Origin of the sequence: Blattabacterium cuenoti (assembly GCF_014252435.1) — a bacterium.
Lineage (GTDB): Bacteria > Bacteroidota > Bacteroidia > Flavobacteriales > Blattabacteriaceae > Blattabacterium > Blattabacterium cuenoti_X.
In genome coordinates this window covers 318,387-340,205 of record NZ_CP059220.1, presented here as the reverse complement: position 1 = coordinate 340,205, position 21,819 = coordinate 318,387, and the positions used below count along the sequence as shown (strand labels likewise).

Below are 21,819 nucleotides of genomic sequence, written 5' to 3'. Positions count from 1 at the left end.
TTTCTTTATAATTATGAAAAATAAAATATAATGATAAATGATAGTTATAGCTACAGGATCAGATCACACTGGAGTGAAATATAAATATTTAATCAATAATTTTCTCAAACAAAAAGGATATGGAGTTAAAGATTTTGGATCATATCATGAAGAGAAAGCTGTTGATTATCCAGATTTTATTCATCCAACTTCTAAATATGTTGATAAAGGGAAAGCTTATATTGGAATTGTTTTATGTGGGAGTGGTAATGGAGCAGCTATGACTGCAAACAAATATAAAAATGTACGTGCAGCTTTAGTTTGGAATGAAAAAATTGCTTTTTTAGCAAAAAGACATAATAATGCAAATATTATGAGCATTCCTTCCCGTTTTGTAAATGAAAATCAATTGCTTGTACTTGTTGACATTTTTTTGAAAACACCTTTTAAAGGTGGTCGGCATTTAAAAAGAATAAATAAAATATAAATATAATCCTCAGTAGCTCAGTTGGTTAGAGCACCTGACTGTTAATCAGGATGTCGCTGGTTCGAATCCAGCCTGAGGAGTTTTTCTTAATCGGGGTGTAGCTCAGATTGGTTAGAGTTCACGTCTGGGGGGCGTGCGGTCGCTGGTTCAAATCCAGTCACCCCGATATCATTTTTTTTTGATAAAAAATTTTTAACTATATTGACGACTTTTTTTTTTGTATCATACCAATTAATATTTGGTAAAATAAAATCAAATAAACAAGATAGATTATTTTCTTTTTTTGCTCGTTTTAAACGTATTTTAATTTTATGAAAATTTTCAGTATTTCTGTTTATAAGCCTATATTTCAATATATTTAATGATTGTATCATTATAAAAATAGAAAGAGATTTATTAGGATATTTTTTTTTAATATTTATACTTCCTTTTACATCAATATCAAATAATATATGTCGGTTGTTATTCCATATTCTATATATTTCACTTTTTAAAGTTCCATAATATAAATTTTTATAAACTTCTTCCCATTCTACAAATTGATTTTTGTTGATTTTTGATAAAAATTGTTTTTCAGAAATAAAATAATAGTCTTTCTTATCTTGTTCATTATTTCTCATTCTACGAGTAGTACATGAGATAGATAAATCTAATTTAGGTATATTAGATAATAATTCTTTTGATATAGTTGTTTTACCTGAACCGGATGGACCTGATAAAATGATCATTTTTTTTTTCTCCATTATTATTAATAATTAATTATTTAAATTTGCTTATTATTTTTATAAAAAATGATTTTTTTTAAATATTTTTGAATTTCTGAATATTTTATAATGTATTTATTATGGTGTTAGGAATAGTAGGAGTTACTGGAATGGTGGGACGTGTTATGTTAAGCGTTCTTGAAAAATACAAATTTCCATTTAAAAAAATGTATGTATCTGCATCTCAAAAATCTTTGGGAAAGAGATTATTTTGTATAAATCAAGCTTACAAAGTTATTAGTATAACACATTTATTGTCAAAAAAACCTAATATTGTTTTATTTTCTTCTGGATCAGAAATATCAAAAAAATGGGCTCCTGAATTTGCTAAAATTGGTTCTACTGTTATAGATAATTCTTCTGCTTGGAGAATGGATCCAAATAAAAAATTAATTGTACCTGAAATAAATTCTTATTTTTTAGAAAAGAAAGATAAAATTATCGCTAATCCAAATTGTTCCACTATACAATTAGTAATGATTTTATATCCTTTACATGTAAAATACCACATAAAAAGAGTTATAATATCAACTTATCAATCAGTAACAGGAACTGGAAAAAAAGCTTTAAATCAATTAAATAAAGAAAAAAATAATAAAATGGTATCGCATATCCATCAAATATATCCATATCCTATTTATCAAAATATTTTACCTCATTGCGATGATTTTACAAAAAATGGTTATTCTATAGAAGAAATCAAATTAATAAAGGAGACAAAAAAAATAATGAATGATGAAAATATATTAATAACGGCTACTTCAGTAAGAGTTCCAGTTATAGGAGGCCATTCAGAAAGTGTAAATATTACATTTAATCAAAATCCAGATATTCATTGTATTCGTGAAATTTTATCAAAAACAAAAGGAGTGATAGTTCAAGATAATCCATCCAAAAATATTTATCCTATGCCATTATATGCTCATGGAAAAGATGAAATTTTTGTAGGAAGAATACGTAAAGATTTTTCTCATCCAAATTCAATCAATCTTTGGATTGTTGCAGATAATTTGAGAAAAGGTGCTGCAACAAATGCAATTCAAATAGCCGAATATATACTGAAAAAAAATTATGTTTAATATTATTATTTAGAATTATTTCTATCAATTAAGATTGTATATTCTCCTAATATTTTATTAAAATTTTGATGCAATAAAAAAATAATTTCACTTATATTTCCTCTAAAAATTTGTTGAAATATTTTTGAAATTTCTTTACAAACAACTATTTTTCTTTCTTTTCCAAATATTTTCTTTATATCATTTAACGTTTTTATTAACCTATAAGGTGATTCATAAAGTATAATTGTTCTTGTTTCTTTAGATAAAGAATGTAATTTACTTTGTCTTTTTTTTTTAGGTAAAAATCCTATAAAAGTAAATTCATGAATAGGTAAACCCGAATTTACTAACGCGGGAATAATAGATGTAGGACCAGGTAAACATTCTATAGATATATGTTTTTCTATACAAGTACGTATGAGTAAAAAACCAGGATCTGAAATACATGGAGTTCCAGCATCAGATATTAATGCTATTTTTTCACCTTTCTTCATTTTATCTATAATAGAAGGAATAATATTGCGTTCATTATAATTATGATAATTTGTTGTTGGAGTATTAATATTATAAAATTTTAAAAGATTTCTAGATATTTGGTAATTTTCTACTAATATTAAATTTACTTCCTTTAGAATACGCAAACTTCTAAATGTAATATCTTCTAAATTTCCTATAGGAGTAGGAACTATATATAACATTGTTGATAAAAAATATATAATTTTTTGTGTATATTATTTATTATGTAATAATATATTATTTTATTCTTTTTATAAAAAATATAATTTATTTTAACTTTTTTCAAGAAATAAAATTATCAATCTATTATTATTAACGATGACGAAATCAGTGATAATGAGAGGTAAACAATATATCTTTAAAAGTCCTTTCGTTTCAGGAGATATTATATTTAGATATGATTTGAATGGATTTTTAAGAGAAATTGTTTTTCCTGAGAGACTTTCTATTTCCCATTATGTATGGGTTGGAAAATATTTACCTCATAATGAGTCTATTATAAATACTATGAATGGATTAAAATCTGCTTTTTCAATAGAAGAAATTCCAATTGATTTATCTTTTAGTCGATTTTGGACCGATTATAGATATAAAGTAGGAAAAAAAAAAATGGCAGAAAACATATGGAATGGAATGTCTCTATCTGATCAGATAAAAGCGTTATCTTATATTCCAAAATATTTAGATCATATAAGGAGAACGGGACATGATCAAGCATATCCAACTACATATTTAAATCAAAGATATTTTGATAGTTAAAAAATATAACATTCTATAATAAATATTCTATTTATAGAAAATAAATTTTTGTGATTGTATAAAATTTTGATTTTTTTATTATCAAAAATAATTTGGGATTTAAATTAGTTTATTACTGGTTTCTTTCAATAATAAAATTAACCATAGTTTTTAAAGATTCTTTTATTAATCCATCTGGAAAAATATTCAATATTTTTAAAGCATTATCCTTGAATTTTATCATTTTTTTAGTAGCATATTCTATTCCTTTGTATTTTTTAATATAATTGATTATTTTATATTTTTCTTTTTCATTATAATTTCTGATAAAGTTTAATATCCATGTTTGATCTTTTTTAGAAGCATTTTGTATAGTATAAATAAGAGGTAGTGTTATTTTTCTATTTTTAAGATCAATTCCTACAGGTTTTCCTGTAAAATTTTTATTATGATTTTCATAATCAAATAAATCATCTTTAATTTGAAAAGCAAATCCAATAAGTATTCCAAACTTTTTGAATTTTGAAACAATATTTTTTTTTGCATTTACGGAAATTGCTCCACATTCACATGAAGCAGCAATTAAACTTGCTGTTTTTTGATATATAATTTGATAATACATTTTTTCATCAATATTTAAATTTTTTGATTGTTCTATTTGTAATAATTCACCTTCACTCATATTATTAATAGACTTACAAATAATTTTTAAAATATCTAAATGATTATTATCTGTTGCTAGCAGAAGACTTTTAGAAAGGATAAAATCTCCTGCTAAAACTGCTATTTTATTTTTCCATATAGCATTTATAGAAAAAGAACCACGTCTAAGAAGACTATTATCAATAACGTCATCGTGAACAAGAGTAGCAATATGTATTAATTCGATTAAACATGCTGTATGATAAGTTTTTTGTTGTATTTTTCCTAACATTTTAGCTATTAAAAAAACAAATATTGGTCGAATTAGTTTTCCTTTTCTATGAGAAATATAATAATTTATTTGATTTACAAGCTTTATTTTACTTTTAGTTATTTCAATAAACAATTTTTCAAATTTTTTTATTTCTTTTTTTATGGGAATTTTAATTTTTTCTAAAATTAATTTCATAATAAAAAATAAATATGAAATTTTTTAAAAACATTTATTTAACATTATCTATTTTATAAAATTAACATAGCATCACCATAAGAATAAAATCTATATTTTTTTTTTATTCCTATTTCATATGCTTTCATCGTTAAATTAAATCCAGTAAAAGCTGTTATCATCATAAGTAAAGTAGATTTTGGCATATGGAAATTAGTAATCATAGCATTAGCTATATTAAAATGATATGGTGGAAAAATAAATTTATTTGTCCATCCTGAAAAAGGATTTAAATTTTTATCAGAAGAAACAGAACTTTCTATTGCACGCATAGAAGATGTACCAACAGCACAAACTCTTTTTTTTTTTTTTATAGCGTTATTTATAATTTTACAGGATTCTTTACCTATAAAACATTTTTCAGAATCCATTTTATGTTTTGATATATCTTCTACTTCTACCGGATGAAAACTTCCTAATCCTAAATGTAATGTAATTTCTACTAAATTTATTCCCTTTATTTCTAATTTTTTTAATAAATGTTTAGAAAAATGTAAACCTGCAGTTGGAGCTGCTACTGATCCTTCTATTTTAGCATATACAGTTTGATAACGTGTTTCATCATTTTTTTCTGGATTTCTATTAATGTATTTAGGTAAAGGAGTTTTTCCTATTTCCTTAATTTTTTGAATTAATTTTTGATGATTTCCATTAAAATGAAGCTGTAAAATTCTACCTCTAGATGTAGTGTTATCTATTACTTCACCAGTTAATCCATATCCAAAATTAAGTTTATTTCCAACTCGAACTTTTCTTGCAGGATCAACTAAAACATCCCACGTTCTATCTTCTGAATCTAATTCTCTTAATAAAAATACTTCTATTTTTGCATCTGTTTTTTCCTTATTTCCAAATAATCTTGCAGGAAAAACTTTTGTATTATTTAATATTAAAACATCACCTTCTTCAAAATATTTAGGTAAATCTTTAAAAAATTTATGTTCTATTTTATTTATATTTTTATGTATAATCATTAATCTAGATTCGTCTCTTTCTTGAGAAGGAAATTTTGCAAGTAAATCTAAGGGCGATTTGAAATTAAAATCTGAAGTTTTTACCATAGTAAATTATGTGGATTTGAGAAAAAATTTGTTTATAAAATTAGATTAATTTTTTTCAATTAAAAAAAAATATATATATTTATCCTTTTCGTGAAAATTTTTTTTAAATTAAATAAAAAACACGAAATTTATTGTTCTTTACATTTGAAAAAAAAGCTTCGACGCCTGATTGTTTAAGGGTCTCTTAATTACATGATTTTGTAATAAAAAATTTTTTTTTTACAACGGAGAGTTTGATCCTGGCTCAGGATGAACGCTAGCGGCGGGCTTAACACATGCAAGTCGAGGGGCAGCATAAAATTTATGAAAATAGATTTTGATGGCGACCGGCGGACGGGTGCGTAACACGTATGTAACCTACCTTTTTCTAGAAAATAGCCTGAGGAAACTTGGATTAATATTCTATAGTATAATTAAATCGCATGATTTTTTTATTAAAACAGCAATGTGGAAGAAGATGGACATGCGTCCGATTAGTTAGTTGGTAAGGTAATAGCTTACCAAGACAATGATCGGTAGGGGGCCTGAGAGGGCGATCCCCCACACTGGTACTGAGACACGGACCAGACTCCTACGGGAGGCAGCAGTGAGGAATATTGGTCAATGGAGGAAACTCTGAACCAGCCACGCCGCGTGCAGGAAGAAGGCCTTATGGGTTGTAAACTGCTTTTGTTTAGGAATAAGAATTTCTACGTGATAGAAATTTTGAATGTACTATTCGAATAAGTGTCGGCAAACTCCGTGCCAGCAGCCGCGGTAATACGGAGGACACAAGCGTTATCCGGTTTTATTGGGTTTAAAGGGTGCGTAGGCGGTTTATTAAGTCAGTAGTGAAATGTTACAGCTTAACTGTTAAAAGTGCTATTGATACTGGTAGGCTTGAGTGAGATTGGAGTAGCTGGAATGTGTGGTGTAGCGGTGAAATGCATAGATATTACACAGAACACCGATCGCGAAGGCAAGTTACTAAGTCTATACTGACGCTGAGGTACGAAAGCGTGGGTAGCAAACAGGATTAGATACCCTGGTAGTCCACGCCGTAAACGATGATCACTAGTCGTTGGATCGTTTTTCTTTTCAGTGACTAAGCGAAAGTGATAAGTGATCCACCTGGGGAGTACGATCGCAAGATTGAAACTCAAAGGAATTGACGGGGGCCCGCACAAGCGGTGGAGCATGTGGTTTAATTCGATAATACGCGAGGAACCTTACCAAGGTTTAAATGTACTGCGAATAAACTAGAAATAGTTTAGTCTTCGGACGGAGTACAAGATGCTGCATGGTTGTCGTCAGCTCGTGCCGTGAGGTGTTGGGTTAAGTCCCTCAACGAGCGCAACCCCTGTTGTTAGTTGCCAGCGAGTTAAGTCGGGGACTCTAACAAGACTGCCGACGTAAGTCGAGAGGAAGGTGGGGATGACGTCAAATCATCACGGCTCTTATACCTTGGGCTACACACGTGCTACAATGGTCGGTACAAAGGGTTGCTACTGAGTAATTAGAAGCTAATCTCTAAAAACCGATCTCAGTTCGGATTGGAGTCTGCAACTCGACTCTATGAAGTTGGAATCGCTAGTAATCGCATATCAGCCATGATGCGGTGAATACGTTCCCGGGCCTTGTACACACCGCCCGTCAAGCCATGGAAGTCGGGGGTACCTGAAATCGGTGTCCGTAAAAGGAATTGCTTAAGGTAAAATCGATAACTGGGGCTAAGTCGTAACAAGGTAGCCGTACCGGAAGGTGCGGCTGGAACATCTCTTTTTTAGAGTTTTTTATTAAGTAGATTCCTTAAAATTTTTCAGGCTAGAAGTTTTTCATATAAAATATTTATAAAAAATAAAGAGATTGATTATTATATCAGTCTCGTAGCTCAGATGGTTAGAGCGCTACACTGATAATGTAGAGGTCCGCGGTTCAATTCCGCGCGAGACTATTTTGTTCTTTATTTTTTTATAAAAATGGGGGAATTAGCTCAGTTGGCCAGAGCGCCTGTTTTGCACGCAGGAGGTCATCGGTTCGATTCCGATATTCTCCACTTAAAGTTCTTTGACATAATATATAATATGAGGAATAACTCAATATAAAAAACTAATTAAGAGCGTATGGTGGATGCCTTGGCTCTGAGAGGCGATGAAGGACGTGATAAGCTGCGATAAGCTGCGGGTATTGGCACATACAATTTAATCCGCAGATTTCCGAATGGGGAAACCTATTACATTTAATCATGTAATATTGTCTAATTTATTAGATAAAGCAAACCTAGAGAACTGAAACATCTAAGTATCTAGAGGAAAAGAAAACAAAAGTGATTCCGTTAGTAGTGGCGAGCGAAAACGGAACAGCCTAAACCAATGTAGTTTTGGCTATGTTGGGGTTGTAGGTCTACAATATATATATATTATTTTTTTATAGCAGAATGATTTGGAAAAATCAATTATAAAAGGTGATAGTCCTGTATGCGAAATGAAAAAGTAGATATAGTAGGAACCTAATTAAGACGGGACACGAGAAATCTTGTCTGAATCATCCGGGACCATCTGGAAAGGCTAAATACTACTCAGAGACCGATAGTGAACTAGTACCGTGAGGGAAAGGTGAAAAGTACTTCGAATAGAAGGGTGAAATAGATCCTGAAACCATATGCTTACAAACTGTCGGAGCTTTTTAGTGAAGTGACGACGTGCCTTTTGCATAATGAACCTACGAGTTAATTTTTTTCGGCAAGGTTAAACAGTTCAGCTGTGGAGCCGTAGCGAAAGCGAGTCTGAATAGGGCATTTATAGTCGGAGGAATTAGACGCGAAACCGAGTGATCTATCCATGGACAGGTTGAAGCTGTGGTAATACATAGTGAAGGACCGAACCGGTTGACGTTGAAAAGTCTTCGGATGATCTGTGGATAGGGGTGAAAGGCCAATCAAACTCGGAGATAGCTCGTTCTCCCCGAAATGCATTTAGGTGCAGCATCGTGTTAAGTAATACAGAGGTAGAGCTACTGATTGGATGAAGGGGTTTCATCACCTACTAATTCCTGACAAACTCCGAATGCTGTTATTATGTTTCACGGTAGTGAGGGCATGGGTGCTAAGGTCCATGTCCAAGAGGGAAACAACCCAGACCATCAGTTAAGGCCCCTAAGTATATATTAAGTTGATCTAACGAAGTTTAGTCACATAAACAGCTAGGATGTTAGCTTGGAAGCAGCTATTCATTTAAAGAGTGCGTAACAGCTCACTAGTCGAGTGATTAAGCGTGGATAATAATCGGGCATAAATATATCGCCGAAACTATGGGATTAATTATTGAATAAATAATTGATCGGTAGGGGAGCATTGTAATGGCATAGAAGTTGTATTGTGAAATACAATGGAGCTTTTACAAAAGAAAATGTAGGTATAAGTAACGATAATGTGGGCGGGAAACCCACACACCGAAAAACTAAGGATTCCTCAGCTATGTTAATCAACTGAGGGTTAGTCGGTCCTAAGATAAAACCGATAGGTGTAATCGATGGAATACCGGTTAATATTCCGGTACTTGCTTTTATTGCGATTGAGGGGACGAAGTAATGAAACTGTCGCGTACGGACGGAAGTGTACGTTGAAGTAGTTAGGAATAGAATATATTAGAAAATCTGTATATTTTTCTGATCTACAATAGTACCACAAACTTTCGAGGGAGTGGATAGAACAGGTAAGAGCTTCCAAGAAAATCCTCTAAGCTTCAGATAAAAGCAATCCGTACCAAAACCGACACAGGTAGTTAAGGAGAGAATCCTAAGGTGCTCGAGTGATTCACGGCTAAGGAACTAGGCAAAATAAACCTGTAACTTCGGGATAAAGGTTGCCTTTTTATAAGGTCGCAGTGAAGAGGTCCAGACGACTGTTTATCAAAAACATAGGACTCTGCTAAATTGAAAAATGACGTATAGGGTCTGACACCTGCCCAGTACTGGAAGGTTAAAGAAAAAAGTTAGCTTTTAGCAAAGCTTTTGACTGAAGCCCCAGTAAACGGCGGCCGTAACTATAACGGTCCTAAGGTAGCGAAATTCCTTGTCGGGTAAGTTCCGACCTGCACGAATGGTGTAACGATCTGGATACTGTCTCGGCCGTGAGCTCGGTGAAATTGTAATATCGGTGAAGATGCCGATTACTCGCAATGGGACGAAAAGACCCTGTGAACCTTTACTATAGCTTCGTATTGATTTTGATTCAAAAATGTGTAGGATAGGTGGGAAACTTTGAAGCATCATCGCAAGATAATGTGGAGTTGTCCTTGAAATACCACCCTTTTTTTAGTTGAAATCTAACTCAATTACAAAAAATTGAGGACATTGCGTGGTGGGTAGTTTGACTGGGGTGGTCGCCTCCAAAAAGGTAACGGAGGCTCCCAAAGGTACCCTCAACACGTTTGGTAATCGTGTGTAGAGTGTAATGGCATAAGGGTGCTTGACTGTGAGACTTACAAGTCGATCAGGTACGAAAGTAGGGCATAGTGATCCGGTGGTTCCGAATGGAAGGGCCATCGCTCAAAGGATAAAAGGTACTCCGGGGATAACAGGCTAGTCTCCCCCAAGAGCTCACATCGACGGGGAGGTTCGGCACCTCGATGTCGGCTCGTCACATCCTGGGGCTGAAGAAGGTCCCAAGGGTTGGGCTGTTCGCCCATTAAAGTGGCACGCGAGCTGGGTTCAGAACGTCGTGAGACAGTTCGGTCTCTATCTATTGCGAGCGTTAGAAGCTTGAGTGGACCTGATTCTAGTACGAGAGGACCGAATTGGACGAACCTCTGGTGTATCAGTTGTGTCGCCAGATGCATTGCTGAGTAGCTATGTTCGGAAGAGATAAGCACTGAAAGCATATAAGTGCGAAACTCTCCACAAGATAAGGCTTCTTTTAAGGGTCGTTGTAGATGACAACGTTGATAGGCTACAAGTGTAAAGGCAGTAATGTCATAGCTAAGTAGTACTAATTACCCGTAAGTTTTTTATATATTCCTCATTTATATATTATGTTTTGTAATATAATTTTTTATGGGTAGTTATAGCAATGTGGAACCACCTCTAACCATTCCGAACAGAGAAGTGAAATGCATTAGCGCTGATGGTACTAGTTTATTTTCTGGGAGAGTAAGTCACTGCCTATTTTTTATATATATTTATGTTTTTTACTCGTATCTGCTCTTATTATACTTTCACTTTTGAAATAATAAAGACTTTTCATACCTATTTTCCATGCTTCAACATGAACTTTATTAATATATTTTGCGGGAGTTTTTTGATGAAATGAAAGATTAATACTTTGTCCTTGATCTAAATATTTTTGTCTTATACTTGCTTGTTTTATTAAACCAAGTTGATCAATTTCTTTAAAACATCGAAATACATTTTTTTCCTTTTCATCAAGAACAGTTAATCCAAGACAAGATCCTTTTTCATTAGCAATTTGCTCCCAAACTTTAGGAATATTATGTCCATTTTTTGACAAAATCTTTTCTAAATATGGATTTTTTCTGATATGCATACCTTTAGAATCATCATCTACATAAATATTTGCAGCTATAGGTTCTACTCCTTGTGATATTCCTCCAGCTAGTTTAGCCGAACTCCTATTAGGAGCTATAGCCATTAAAGCTAAATTCCTTCTTCCAGTACCAATATTCCATTCTGATTCTCCATACTCTGTTGCTAAGTATTTAGTAGCTTTTTCTGATTCTATTTTTATATACTTAAATATATCACGTGTGATAATATCCGATTTCATCGATATAAAAGGTATCATTCTTGATTGTAAATAAGAATGCCATCCTAATGCTCCTAAACCTAATGCTCTACTTTTTTCGGCAAAATGAACAGCATCTTCAATACCTTTTATATGTTTTCCCTTATCAATAAATTCTTGTAACGCAGCATCTAAAAATAATATAGAGTAAAATACGGTATTAGTATTTTTCCATTCTATATATTTATGTAAATTCAAAGAAGATAAACAACACACAAGTGTATGATCTTCATTTGTAGGTAACATAATTTCTGAACATAAATTACTATGATGTATTTTTAATCCATACTTATTCCAATTGTAAGGAAGATTTTTATTTGCATTATCTTTAAAAAATAAGTAAGGTTCTCCAGTTTTTACTCTTTCTTTCAATGTAGTGATCCATAAAAATCTTTCTTTTCCATTTTCTTTTACAACCTTATCCATAAAAGAATTAGATATTATAACACCTTGATGTATATTATGACACTGACGATTAATATCACCTTTTGGTTCTCTAATTTTTAAAAATTCTGGATATTCTTTATGTTCAATATTTAAATATATAGCAACAGCTCCACGTCTTGTTTTTCCTTGTTTACTAGCTATTATGGTACTATCATATGATTTAATAAAGGGGATAATTCCTTCAGAATTTCCTAAAATTCCTTTTTTAATAGGATTTCCTGAAGGTCGAACCAAACTAAAATCATATGCCGTTCCACCACCATGTTTACTAAGTATAGCCATTTCTAAGTTTTTCCTATATATATCATACATACTATCTCCTACTACACCTGAAAAACAACTAATAGGTAAACCTTTTTCTGTACCAAAATTAACCATAACTGGAGTAGAAGGAATAAACCATCCTTTCCAAAAAATATTGAAAAACTCTTTCTCTATATTTGGTTTTTTCAGAATTTTTGCTGCATTACTTGCTAATCTTTTATATGCTCCAAATGGAGTTTCTCCATTTAATAAATATCCACCTTTAATTGTAGTAAGATATAACTCATTGTTAGCCCAAATAGGATAATCCTTTTTAACTTTCCATCCTTCCTTTTCTGCAATAGGGTGTGTTTCCATTTTTAATCAATCTCTTTATTTTTTTTCTTTTTCTATTTTTTCTTTAAGTTTAGCTAAACCTTCTATATCACCAAAAGTGGATTTTTCAAATTTACGACCTTTTGACCGTTGTTCTTTTCTATGATCTTTATCACGAAAAGTGGATGTATGAGATATAACAATTTTTTGATTTTCTTTATTAAACTCAATAACTTTAAATTTTCCTTTATCTCCTTTTTTTAGAAATGTTTTGTCTATTTTCTCTAAAAAACGTGTAGGAACAAATCCTTCTAAAATATTATTATCTAAAAATTTTACAATTGCACCTTTATCAAATATTTTTTCAACAAGTCCATTATGAATACTTCCTACATTATAAATATTTTGATATGTATCCCATGGGTTATCCATAAGTTGTTTATGTCCTAAAATCAATTTCCTATTTTGTTGATCTAATGATAAAATAACCACTTCTAATTTGCTATCTACCGAACAATATCCAGATGGATGTTTCATTTTTTTCACCCAAGAAAAATCATTAATATGCATCATCCCAGATATTTCTTTTTCTAATTCTAGAATCATTCCAAAATTTGTTATTTTTTTCACAATTCCAATATGTTTTGAACCTACAGTATATTTTTGTTGAATGTCAATCCAAGGATCTGGTGTTAGTTGTTTTACACTTAAAGACATTTTTCTTTCCTTTCGATCTATAGTTAATATAATAGCTTCTATATGATCTCCTATTTGTACAAAATCTTGAGGGGATGATATATTAGAAAACCAAGACATTTCACTTATATGTAACAAAGCCTCTACTCCAGGTATAATCTCAATAAATGCCCCATAATCAGCTATAACACTTACTCTTCCTTTAATTTTATTTCCGACTTTTAACTCTTTATCCAAAGCATTCCATGGATGAGGTTGCAATTGTTTTAATCCCAATTGAACACGATTTTTTTCTTTATCTACACCTAATACAACAAATTTTAATTCTTGTTCTAATTGAACAATTTCTGTTGGATGATTAATGTGTGGCCAACTCATATCGGTAATATGAAGAAGAGCATCTACTCCACCTAAATCGACAAAAGCCCCATATGGAAGTATATTTTTAATTTTTCCTTCTAAAACTTGACCTTTTTCAAGTTTAGATATCATTTTTTTCCTTTGTTCTTCAATATCTCTTTCTATTAATACTTTATGTGATACAACTATATTTTTTGTTTTTTGATTGATTTTCACCACTTTAATTTCCATAGTTTTACCTACATAATTATCATAATCTCGTACTGGTTTTACATTAATATGTGATCCAGGTAAAAAACATTCAATACCACAAACTTCTACTATAAGTCCTCCCTTTGTTCTAGCTACAACATAACCTAATATTATATCGGAATTTTCATACGATTGATTTATTTTTTGCCAATTTCTCAGCATTTTTGCTTTTTGATATGATAAAACGCATTGTCCTCTATAATCTATTTTTAACACCATGACTTCTATTTTATCCCCTATTTCAACAGGAGGATTATTTTCTTTAAATTCATTTATAGAAATTGCTCCTTCTGATTTAAATCCTATATCTACGAGAATAATTTTTTCTGTAATATAAGTAACAACACCTTCATATATTTCTAATTCTTGTATGTTTGGTAATGTTTTAGAGTATATTTTTTCATATTTTTTTCTTGCTTCTTTATCTATTTGATTAATATCATTTTCTTTTTTCATATAATGACCGAAATTCATCCAATCGAAACTTATTTTTTGTTTTTTACCTTGATTATTCAATTTTAAATTATTTTCAATTTTAGATAAAGATAAATGTAGTTTTTGGTATTTTGTTTTTTCATTTTGATTAGTTTGATGAGACATAATAACAATATATTAAATTTATTTTCTATTATTTATCATATCCATTTATTTGACATATGCAAAAAAAAATATGTTTATATTACTCGTTTATTGTTGAATTCTCTATGAGAAGAGAAATAATGCAAAACTAATAATTTTTTCAGTAACTTTTCTACTAATTCGAATAAAATGTATTGTATTCTTGATACAGAAACAACTGGTTTACCTATCAGGTCTGGAGATATTTCTTCCGAAAATTGGCCTAGAATAGTACAATTATCTTGGCAAATTCATGATATTTCAGGTAAAATAATAGAATTTCAAGATTTTATTATAAAACCGGAAAACTATGATATTCCTTTTAATGCTTTTAAAATACATGGTATTACTAATGAAATAGCAAAAAAATATGGGTTTGACTTACATATTGTTCTAAATAAATTTATAAAATCTTTTAATCAATCTAAGTGTGTTATTGGACATAACTTAAATTTTGATTTAAGAGTTATTGAATTTGAACTGTTTCGGAAAAAAAAAGATTTTTCTTTAAAAAAGAAAAAATGTTTAGATACAAAATTAATTTCCATGAACTATTGTCAATTACCTGGAAATAAAAAGAGGTTTAAATGGCCTACGTTATCTGAATTATATCATAAATTATTTAATGAAAATATACTATATCAGCATAATGCTGCTAATGATGTCAAAGCAACTGCACGTTGTTTTTTAGAATTATTACGAATTGGAATAATATCTCATAAAGATATTGGTGTAGAAAGTGAATTTTTATCACCATTTAAGGAAAAATATACAAATAAGATTCCTGTATCTGTCGTTTGTTTTCATAAAGAAAAATCCATACAAGAAAAGGAAAAAGAAAAGAAAAAAATAGACAACAAAAAATTAAATAAAAAATTATTCAAAGGAAAAAAATATTCTCATATTCATATTCATACTCATTTTTCTATTTTAAATTCAACCATAAGTATCAAATCCTTAATTAATAAGGCCATTCAATTGAATATGGATGCTGTAGGCATTACAGATTATGGAAATATGATGGGTTCTTTTTATTTTTTAAATGCTATTTATTCTGCAAATAAAAAATTGTATCCAAAAAAAAAAATCAAAGGTATTGTTGGATGCGAAATGTTTTTATCCGAATATTATCCACAAAATAAATTTACAAAAGAAAAACCAGATAAACGGTACCGTCAAGTTTTTTTATCTAAAAATAAAAAAGGATATCAAAATTTGTCCAAACTTTGTTCTTATGGATTTATAAAAGGATTCTATTCTGGAATTCCTAGAATTGGTAGAAAATTAATAGAGGAATATAAGGAAAATTTAATAGCTCTTACTGGAGATATTCATGCAGAAATACCTTATACTATACTCAATTATGGAGAAAAGAAAGCAGAAAAAATTTTTTTGTGGTGGAAAGAATTATTTCAAGATGATTTTTATATAGAATTATTACGTCATGGATTAGAAGAAGAAGAATATATTAATAACATCCTATTAAAATTTTCAAAAAAATTTCATGTCAAGTACATCGTACAAAATAATGTGTTTTATTTGAATAAAAATGAAGCAAATGCTCATGATATTCTGCTTTGTATAAAAAGTGGAAATAAAAAATCTACTCCAATAGGAATCGGAAAAGGAAAGAGATTTGGATTCCCTAATTTTGAATATTATTTCAAAAATTCGGAAGAAATGATGAACATATTTTCAGATCTTCCAGAAGCATTTGATTTTTTGGATGAATTAATTGAAAAAATAGAATCTTATCACATTTCTCATCAATTATTACTTCCAAAATTTCAAATACCACCATTGTTCGAAAATTCAATAAATATAAAATATGATCAAAACAAAATAGAATATCTTTATTTAAAAGAATTAACTTATAATGGAGCTAAAAAACGTTATCAAAATATTGATGAAACCATACAAGATAGAATTCATTTTGAATTACAAATTATAAAAAAAACAGGATATCCTGGTTATTTCCTTATCGTACAAGATTTGATACATCAAGCAAAAAATATGAATATCCTTGTAGGACCTGGAAGAGGGTCTGTCGCTGGATCCATTGTTGCTTATTGTATTGGAATCACAGAAATTGATCCACTGAAGTATAATCTACTATTTGAAAGATTTTTAAATCCAGACAGAATTTCATTACCAGATATAGATATTGATTTTGATGATAAAGGTCGTGATAAAATAATCGATTGGGTGGCTAATAAATATGGAAAAAATCAAGTAGCGCAAATTATCACATATTCAACAATGGGGGCAAAACTTGCTATCAGAGATGTTTCACGTGTGTTAGAATTTCCTTTAAAAGAAACAGATCGGATTACAAAAATGATTCCCAATTATTTTTCTTTAAAAAATCTTTTCTTTGAAAACTTTTCATATGAAAAAATGAACAAAGACGAAAGAAAAAATATCAACAACTTGAAAAAGTGTGTAATGGATAGAAATACTTTGTTAAGTAAAGTTTTAATTCAAGCTAGTTTTCTAGAAGGAACTATAAGAAGTACAGGTATACATGCTTGTGGAATTATTATATGTCCGAACGATATTAGGGAATATGTACCGGTATCTGTATCAAAAGATACAAATTTATTGATTACTCAATTTGATAATCATATTGTAGAATATTCTGGTTTATTAAAAATTGATTTATTAGGATTAAAAACTTTAACCATCATTAAACATACCATAAATCTCATTAAACAACGTGTAAAAAACATTACGAATTTATCATTCTCATTAAATGATAAAAAAACTTATCAATTATTTCAAAAAGGAGAAACTATAGCCGTTTTTCAATATGAATCTCCAGGTATGCAAAAATATTTACGTCAATTAAAACCTGATAAATTTGATGATTTAATAGCAATGAATGCTTTATATCGACCTGGACCTATGCAATATATTCCAAGTTTTATATCTAGAAAACATGGAAAAGAGCCTATTACCTATGATATTCCAGATATGGAAGAATTTTTAAAAGAAACTTATGGAATAACAATTTATCAAGAACAGGTGATGTTAATATCACAAAAATTATCAAATTTCAGTAAGGGAGAAGCTGATCTTTTAAGAAAAGCAATGGGAAAAAAACAAAGAGAAATTCTTGATAAGATGAAGAATAAATTTTTATATCAATCGAAAAAAAATGGATATCCTATTCAAAAATTAGAAAAAATATGGAAAGATTGGGAATTTTTTTCTTGTTACGCTTTTAATAAATCTCATGCTACATGTTATGCTTATATTGCTTTTCAAACAGCATATCTCAAATCACATTTTCCACACGAATATATGGCTAATGTATTAAGTAATAATATGGATAACATTAAACAACTTACTTTTTTTATAGAAGAATGTAGAAGAATGAATATAACTGTAATCGGACCAGATATAAATGAAAGTGATTCATATTTTAGAATATGTAATCATCAAAATTATATTCGTTTTGGTCTGACTGGAATAAAAGGAGTTGGATTTAACGCTGTAAGAGAAATCATTAAAAAAAGAAACAACAAACCATTTATATCCATTTTTGATTTAGTATCTAGAGTAGATTTACGTGTAGTTAATAAAAAAACTTTAGAGAGTTTGATTTTATCTGGATCGTTGGATTGTTTTCAAATACGAAGAGAACAATATTTTCATATTGAAAAAGGATCTCCATTAAGTACTATAGAACAAATTATTCAATTTTCATCAAAATTTCAAAAAAAAAAAAATCAAAACGGATCAGATAAACCGAATATTTTGGAATGTAAAAAATGGACTAATTTACATAAGTTATTTCAAGAAAAAGAAGTCCTAGGAGTATATGTTTCTTCACATCCTTTAGATGATTTTTTTGATGACATAAATTTCTTCAATAATTTTTATACCATAGAACAATTAAATAAAAAAAAAGAAACTCTTATTGGTCATAAAATATACATATGTGGTATTATTTCTAAAGTAGAAAAAAAAATGTCTATAAAAAGTGGAATCAAATACGGAATATTTTCATTAGAAGATTACAATTCTTATATACAATTTCGTATTTATGGAAATAATTTTTTAAAATACGAGTCATTTTTAATTGAAAAAAATATTTTATACTTATATATCTCTATTGAAAAGTTCAAAAATATCGAATTGAATATCCTACATATAGGAATGTTAAAGAACATTTTAAAAAATGAAGCAAAAAAATTATTAGTGAAAATTGATATTCATAATTTGAATGAAGAATTCGTAAATCATATTGATAAATTATTTCAGGAACAAATAGGAAATAAAAAATTGGATATCATGATTTATGATAAAAAAAATCAAATTTCTTTGAAATTTGAATCAGAAAAATATGGAATTAATATCGATTCCATTCTATTAAACAAATTGAAAAAAATAAAAGAAGTAGATTTTTGTTTAAATTAAAAACAATAATGAAAAGACTTTATTAAATTTGCATTATTATATATTTCAATCAAAATATATGAATGATAATTTTATATATATCAAATATATCATAAAAATACATTTTATTTAGTTTGTTCTTACAAATAAAAATGAAAATCAAAGTTAGAGTCTCTCATGAAAAGGATACCAAGTATGCATACCTAATTTGTAAAAAAATTCAGGAATCTGCAAAAAAAAGAGGTACTGGAATTGCAAAAAAAGATCCAGAATATATCAAATCCAAAATGGTTAATGGGGACGCTGTTATCGCTTTTTGTAACGAGAAAATAGCAGGATTCAGTTATCTTGAAGTTTTTCAAAATGGAAAATTTGTTGTTAATTCTGGTTTAATTGTTTTTCCTGAATTTCGAAATCAAGGATTAGCGAAAGTGATCAAAACTAAAATATTCAAATTATCTAGAAACAAATTTCCACAGTATAAAATTTTTAGTATTACAACAAATCATACTGTTATCAAAATTAATACCAAACTAGGTTTTAAACCAGTTTCTTTTAATGAATTAACTCATTCTAAAAAATTTTGGAATGGATGTAGAAGTTGTGTGAATTTTGATATTTTAATCAAAAATGAAAAAAAAATGTGTTTATGTACTGGGTTATTATACAAACCTGAAAAAAATCATAATACGAAAAAAAGAATCAAACATCAAAATACAAAAAATCATGTTTTAAATATCGGAGATAAAATTGTTTTAGCTTATAGTGGTGGATTAGATACATCTTTTTGTTTAAAATATCTGAAACAACAAAAATATGAAGTTCATACTGTTATTGTGAATACAGGAGGATTTAATCAAGAAGAATTAGAACAAATAAAAAATAGGGCTTTAAGTATCGGTTCTTTATCTCATAAATCCATTGATGGCGTAGAAGAATACTATCAAAATTGTATCAAGTATCTTATATTTGGTAATATTCTTAGGAATAATACTTATCCATTATCGGCAAGTTCAGAAAGAATATTTCAAGCTATTAAAATAGCAGAATATGCTACTAATATTCAAGCAAAAGGTATTGCTCATGGTAGTACCGGAGCTGGAAATGATCAAGTAAGATTTGATCTTGCTTTTCGTATTATCTGTCCAGATAAAATCACCATATGCCCGATAAGGGATATGAATTTATCCAGAAAAGAAGAAATCAAATATTTGAAAGATCAAGGTATATCTATTCACTGGAATCAAATAAAGTATTCCATCAATAAAGGGATTTGGGGTACTAGTATAGGAGGAAAAGAAACTCTGACATCTTATCATAACTTTCCAGTAAAAGCATATCCAACAAAGTTAAAAAAGAGAAAAAAAGAAAAATTAGAGTTAGAATTCGAAAAAGGAGAATTAGTAGGTGTCAATAGAGAAAAAGGAAAAGCAATACATAATATACGAAAAGTAGGACAAATCACGTCAGAATATGCAATAGGAAGAGATATTCATGTAGGAGATACTATTTTAGGAATTAAAGGAAGGATAGCGTTTGAAGCTTCGGCTGCAATTATCATTATCAAAGCACATCATTTATTAGAAAAACATATTCTTACGAAATGGCAACTATATTGGAAAGAACAATTATCTAATTGGTATGGAATTTTGCTTCATGAAGCACAATATTTAGATCCTGTTATGCGGGATATAGAACAATTTTTGCTAAGCACTCAAGAAAGATTAACAGGATTTGTGAATATCATGTTATACCCTTATAGATTTCAACTGATTGGAATAAAATCTGACTTCGATTTAATGACATCTTCTAATTTTTCAGATCAATATGGAGAAATGAATCATACATGGAATGCAAAGGATGTTGAAGGATTCACAAAAATTTTAAGTAACCAAATAAAAATATACCATAATTTACATAAACATACGATGAATAATGATTAATATAGGTATTGTAGGTGGAGCAGGATATACAGCTGGAGAATTAATTCGATTAATGAATTATCATCCAAAAGTCAATATTGTAAGTGTAGTAAGTCATAGTCATACAGGGTCATTCATATATTTGGTTCATCAAGATTTACTAGGAGAACAAATTGGACACCAAAAGTTTTCTTCCGAAATAGATAAAAATATCGATGTAGCCTTTCTTTGTTCAGGTCATGGACAATCTAGAAAAGAATTAATTAGGATTCCAGAACATATTAGAGTGATCGATCTGAGTCAAGATTTTAGAATGAAAGACCGATCTGTTTTTAAAAACAGAATATTTTTTTATGGTATGCCAGAGTTGCAAAAAAAATTAATAGAAAAGTCTGATAATATTGCCAATCCTGGATGTTTTGCTACATCAATTATTCTATCTATTTTACCCATAGCAAAAAAAAAATTATTGAGAACTGATATTCATATTAGTGCTATTACTGGTTCGACTGGATCTGGTAGAAAAATGATCAATACAAATCATTTCAGTTGGAGGAATAATAATGTTTCTGTTTATAAAATATTTCAACACCAGCATATCAAAGAAATAAAACAAACTATTGATCAATTACAGGATGATTTTTCATCGGAAATTTATTTTATTCCTTATAGAGGTAACTTTTCTAGAGGAATCATATCATCTATATATACCTATTCGAATCTTTCTTTAGAAGAAAATAAAATGATATACAAAAAGTATTATAAAAACCATCCATTTGTCCATATTTCCGATGAAAATGTTGATATCAAACAAATAGTTAATACGAATAAATGTATTTTATATATAGCTAAAGAAAAAGATCAATTAATTGTCATCAGCATTTTAGATAATCTGATCAAAGGAGCATCCGGTCAAGCTTTACAAAATATGAATATTATGTTCAATATAGAAGAAACTTGTGGTTTAAAGTTAAAATCTGTTCGATTTTAGTAAAAAATATAATAAGTA

Annotated in this window: 11 protein-coding genes, 4 tRNA genes, 3 rRNA genes and 1 pseudogene; 13 read left to right on the top strand and 6 right to left on the bottom strand. The window is 29.3% G+C overall.

The window, feature by feature from the left end; genetic code table 11:
• Positions 1-37: 37 nt before the first annotated feature.
• From H0H35_RS01565 to H0H35_RS01555, 3 genes are all read left to right on the top strand, one after another.
• Positions 38-466: an RpiB/LacA/LacB family sugar-phosphate isomerase gene (locus tag H0H35_RS01565; protein ID WP_317167187.1), complete on the top strand. Its 429-nt coding sequence runs from the start codon at positions 38-40 to the stop codon at positions 464-466.
• Positions 467-472: 6 nt separating this feature from the next.
• Positions 473-546: transfer RNA gene (locus tag H0H35_RS01560), tRNA-Asn, on the top strand.
• A gap of 11 nt (positions 547-557) precedes the next feature.
• Positions 558-632: transfer RNA gene (locus tag H0H35_RS01555), tRNA-Pro, on the top strand.
• A gap of 37 nt (positions 633-669) precedes the next feature.
• Here the strand turns inward: H0H35_RS01555 and gmk are convergent.
• A pseudogene (gmk, locus tag H0H35_RS01550) lies at positions 670-1,194 on the bottom strand (guanylate kinase); the annotation flags it as partial.
• A 116-nt stretch (positions 1,195-1,310) separates the two neighbouring features.
• On the opposite strand from gmk, the gene asd reads away from it, so the two are divergent.
• Entirely contained in the window at positions 1,311-2,309 is a 999-nt protein-coding gene (gene asd / locus H0H35_RS01545; RefSeq protein WP_185882717.1) for an aspartate-semialdehyde dehydrogenase, read from the top strand.
• Positions 2,310-2,314: 5 nt separating this feature from the next.
• Here the strand turns inward: asd and rsmI are convergent, their stop codons facing one another.
• Positions 2,315-2,989 (bottom strand): 16S rRNA (cytidine(1402)-2'-O)-methyltransferase, encoded by a 675-nt coding sequence (rsmI, locus tag H0H35_RS01540; RefSeq protein ID WP_185882716.1) that lies wholly within the window; start codon positions 2,987-2,989, stop codon positions 2,315-2,317.
• Positions 2,990-3,143: 154 nt separating this feature from the next.
• Here rsmI and H0H35_RS01535 point away from each other — a divergent pair, with 154 nt between their 5' ends.
• Positions 3,144-3,566: a hypothetical protein gene (locus H0H35_RS01535; RefSeq protein ID WP_185882715.1), complete on the top strand. Its 423-nt coding sequence runs from the start codon at positions 3,144-3,146 to the stop codon at positions 3,564-3,566.
• Positions 3,567-3,678: 112 nt separating this feature from the next.
• On the opposite strand, the gene H0H35_RS01530 is transcribed toward H0H35_RS01535, so the two are convergent.
• Together H0H35_RS01530 and queA are read right to left on the bottom strand one after the other, a co-directional pair.
• Positions 3,679-4,656 (bottom strand): polyprenyl synthetase family protein, encoded by a 978-nt coding sequence (locus H0H35_RS01530; protein ID WP_185882714.1) that lies wholly within the window; start codon positions 4,654-4,656, stop codon positions 3,679-3,681.
• A 53-nt stretch (positions 4,657-4,709) separates the two neighbouring features.
• Complete coding sequence (gene queA / locus H0H35_RS01525; protein ID WP_185882713.1) at positions 4,710-5,756, bottom strand: tRNA preQ1(34) S-adenosylmethionine ribosyltransferase-isomerase QueA; 1,047 nt, start codon at positions 5,754-5,756, stop codon at positions 4,710-4,712.
• Positions 5,757-5,977: 221 nt separating this feature from the next.
• Between queA and H0H35_RS01520 the strand changes: the two genes are divergently transcribed.
• From H0H35_RS01520 to rrf, 5 genes are all read left to right on the top strand, one after another.
• A 16S ribosomal RNA gene (locus H0H35_RS01520) occupies positions 5,978-7,518 on the top strand.
• Positions 7,519-7,615: 97 nt separating this feature from the next.
• Positions 7,616-7,689 (top strand) — tRNA-Ile (locus H0H35_RS01515).
• Positions 7,690-7,717: 28 nt separating this feature from the next.
• Positions 7,718-7,791 (top strand) — tRNA-Ala (locus tag H0H35_RS01510).
• A 47-nt stretch (positions 7,792-7,838) separates the two neighbouring features.
• Positions 7,839-10,745, top strand: a 23S ribosomal RNA gene (locus H0H35_RS01505).
• A 42-nt stretch (positions 10,746-10,787) separates the two neighbouring features.
• Positions 10,788-10,900, top strand: a 5S ribosomal RNA gene (gene rrf / locus H0H35_RS01500).
• Together the 16S, 23S and 5S rRNA genes with 2 tRNA genes alongside form the textbook arrangement of a ribosomal RNA operon.
• A gap of 2 nt (positions 10,901-10,902) precedes the next feature.
• On the opposite strand, the gene H0H35_RS01495 is transcribed toward rrf, so the two are convergent.
• Both H0H35_RS01495 and rpsA read right to left on the bottom strand, forming a co-directional pair.
• Positions 10,903-12,603 (bottom strand): ribonucleoside-diphosphate reductase subunit alpha, encoded by a 1,701-nt coding sequence (locus H0H35_RS01495; protein WP_185882712.1) that lies wholly within the window; start codon positions 12,601-12,603, stop codon positions 10,903-10,905.
• A 15-nt stretch (positions 12,604-12,618) separates the two neighbouring features.
• A complete protein-coding gene (gene rpsA, locus H0H35_RS01490) occupies positions 12,619-14,469 on the bottom strand; it encodes a 30S ribosomal protein S1 (protein WP_185882711.1) in 1,851 nt (616 codons plus the stop codon).
• 168 nt (positions 14,470-14,637) lie between these two features.
• On the opposite strand from rpsA, the gene dnaE reads away from it, so the two are divergent.
• From dnaE to argC, 3 genes are all read left to right on the top strand, one after another.
• Positions 14,638-18,909, top strand: a complete 4,272-nt coding sequence (gene dnaE, locus H0H35_RS01485) for a DNA polymerase III subunit alpha (protein ID WP_185882710.1) — start codon at positions 14,638-14,640, stop codon at positions 18,907-18,909.
• A 131-nt stretch (positions 18,910-19,040) separates the two neighbouring features.
• Positions 19,041-20,831, top strand: coding sequence for an argininosuccinate synthase domain-containing protein (locus H0H35_RS01480; RefSeq protein ID WP_185882709.1), 1,791 nt, complete (start codon positions 19,041-19,043; stop codon positions 20,829-20,831).
• Complete coding sequence (argC, locus tag H0H35_RS01475; RefSeq protein ID WP_185882708.1) at positions 20,824-21,801, top strand: N-acetyl-gamma-glutamyl-phosphate reductase; 978 nt, start codon at positions 20,824-20,826, stop codon at positions 21,799-21,801. The genes H0H35_RS01480 and argC overlap by 8 nt, the downstream gene beginning before the upstream one ends.
• The last annotated feature ends 18 nt before the right edge of the window (positions 21,802-21,819 follow it).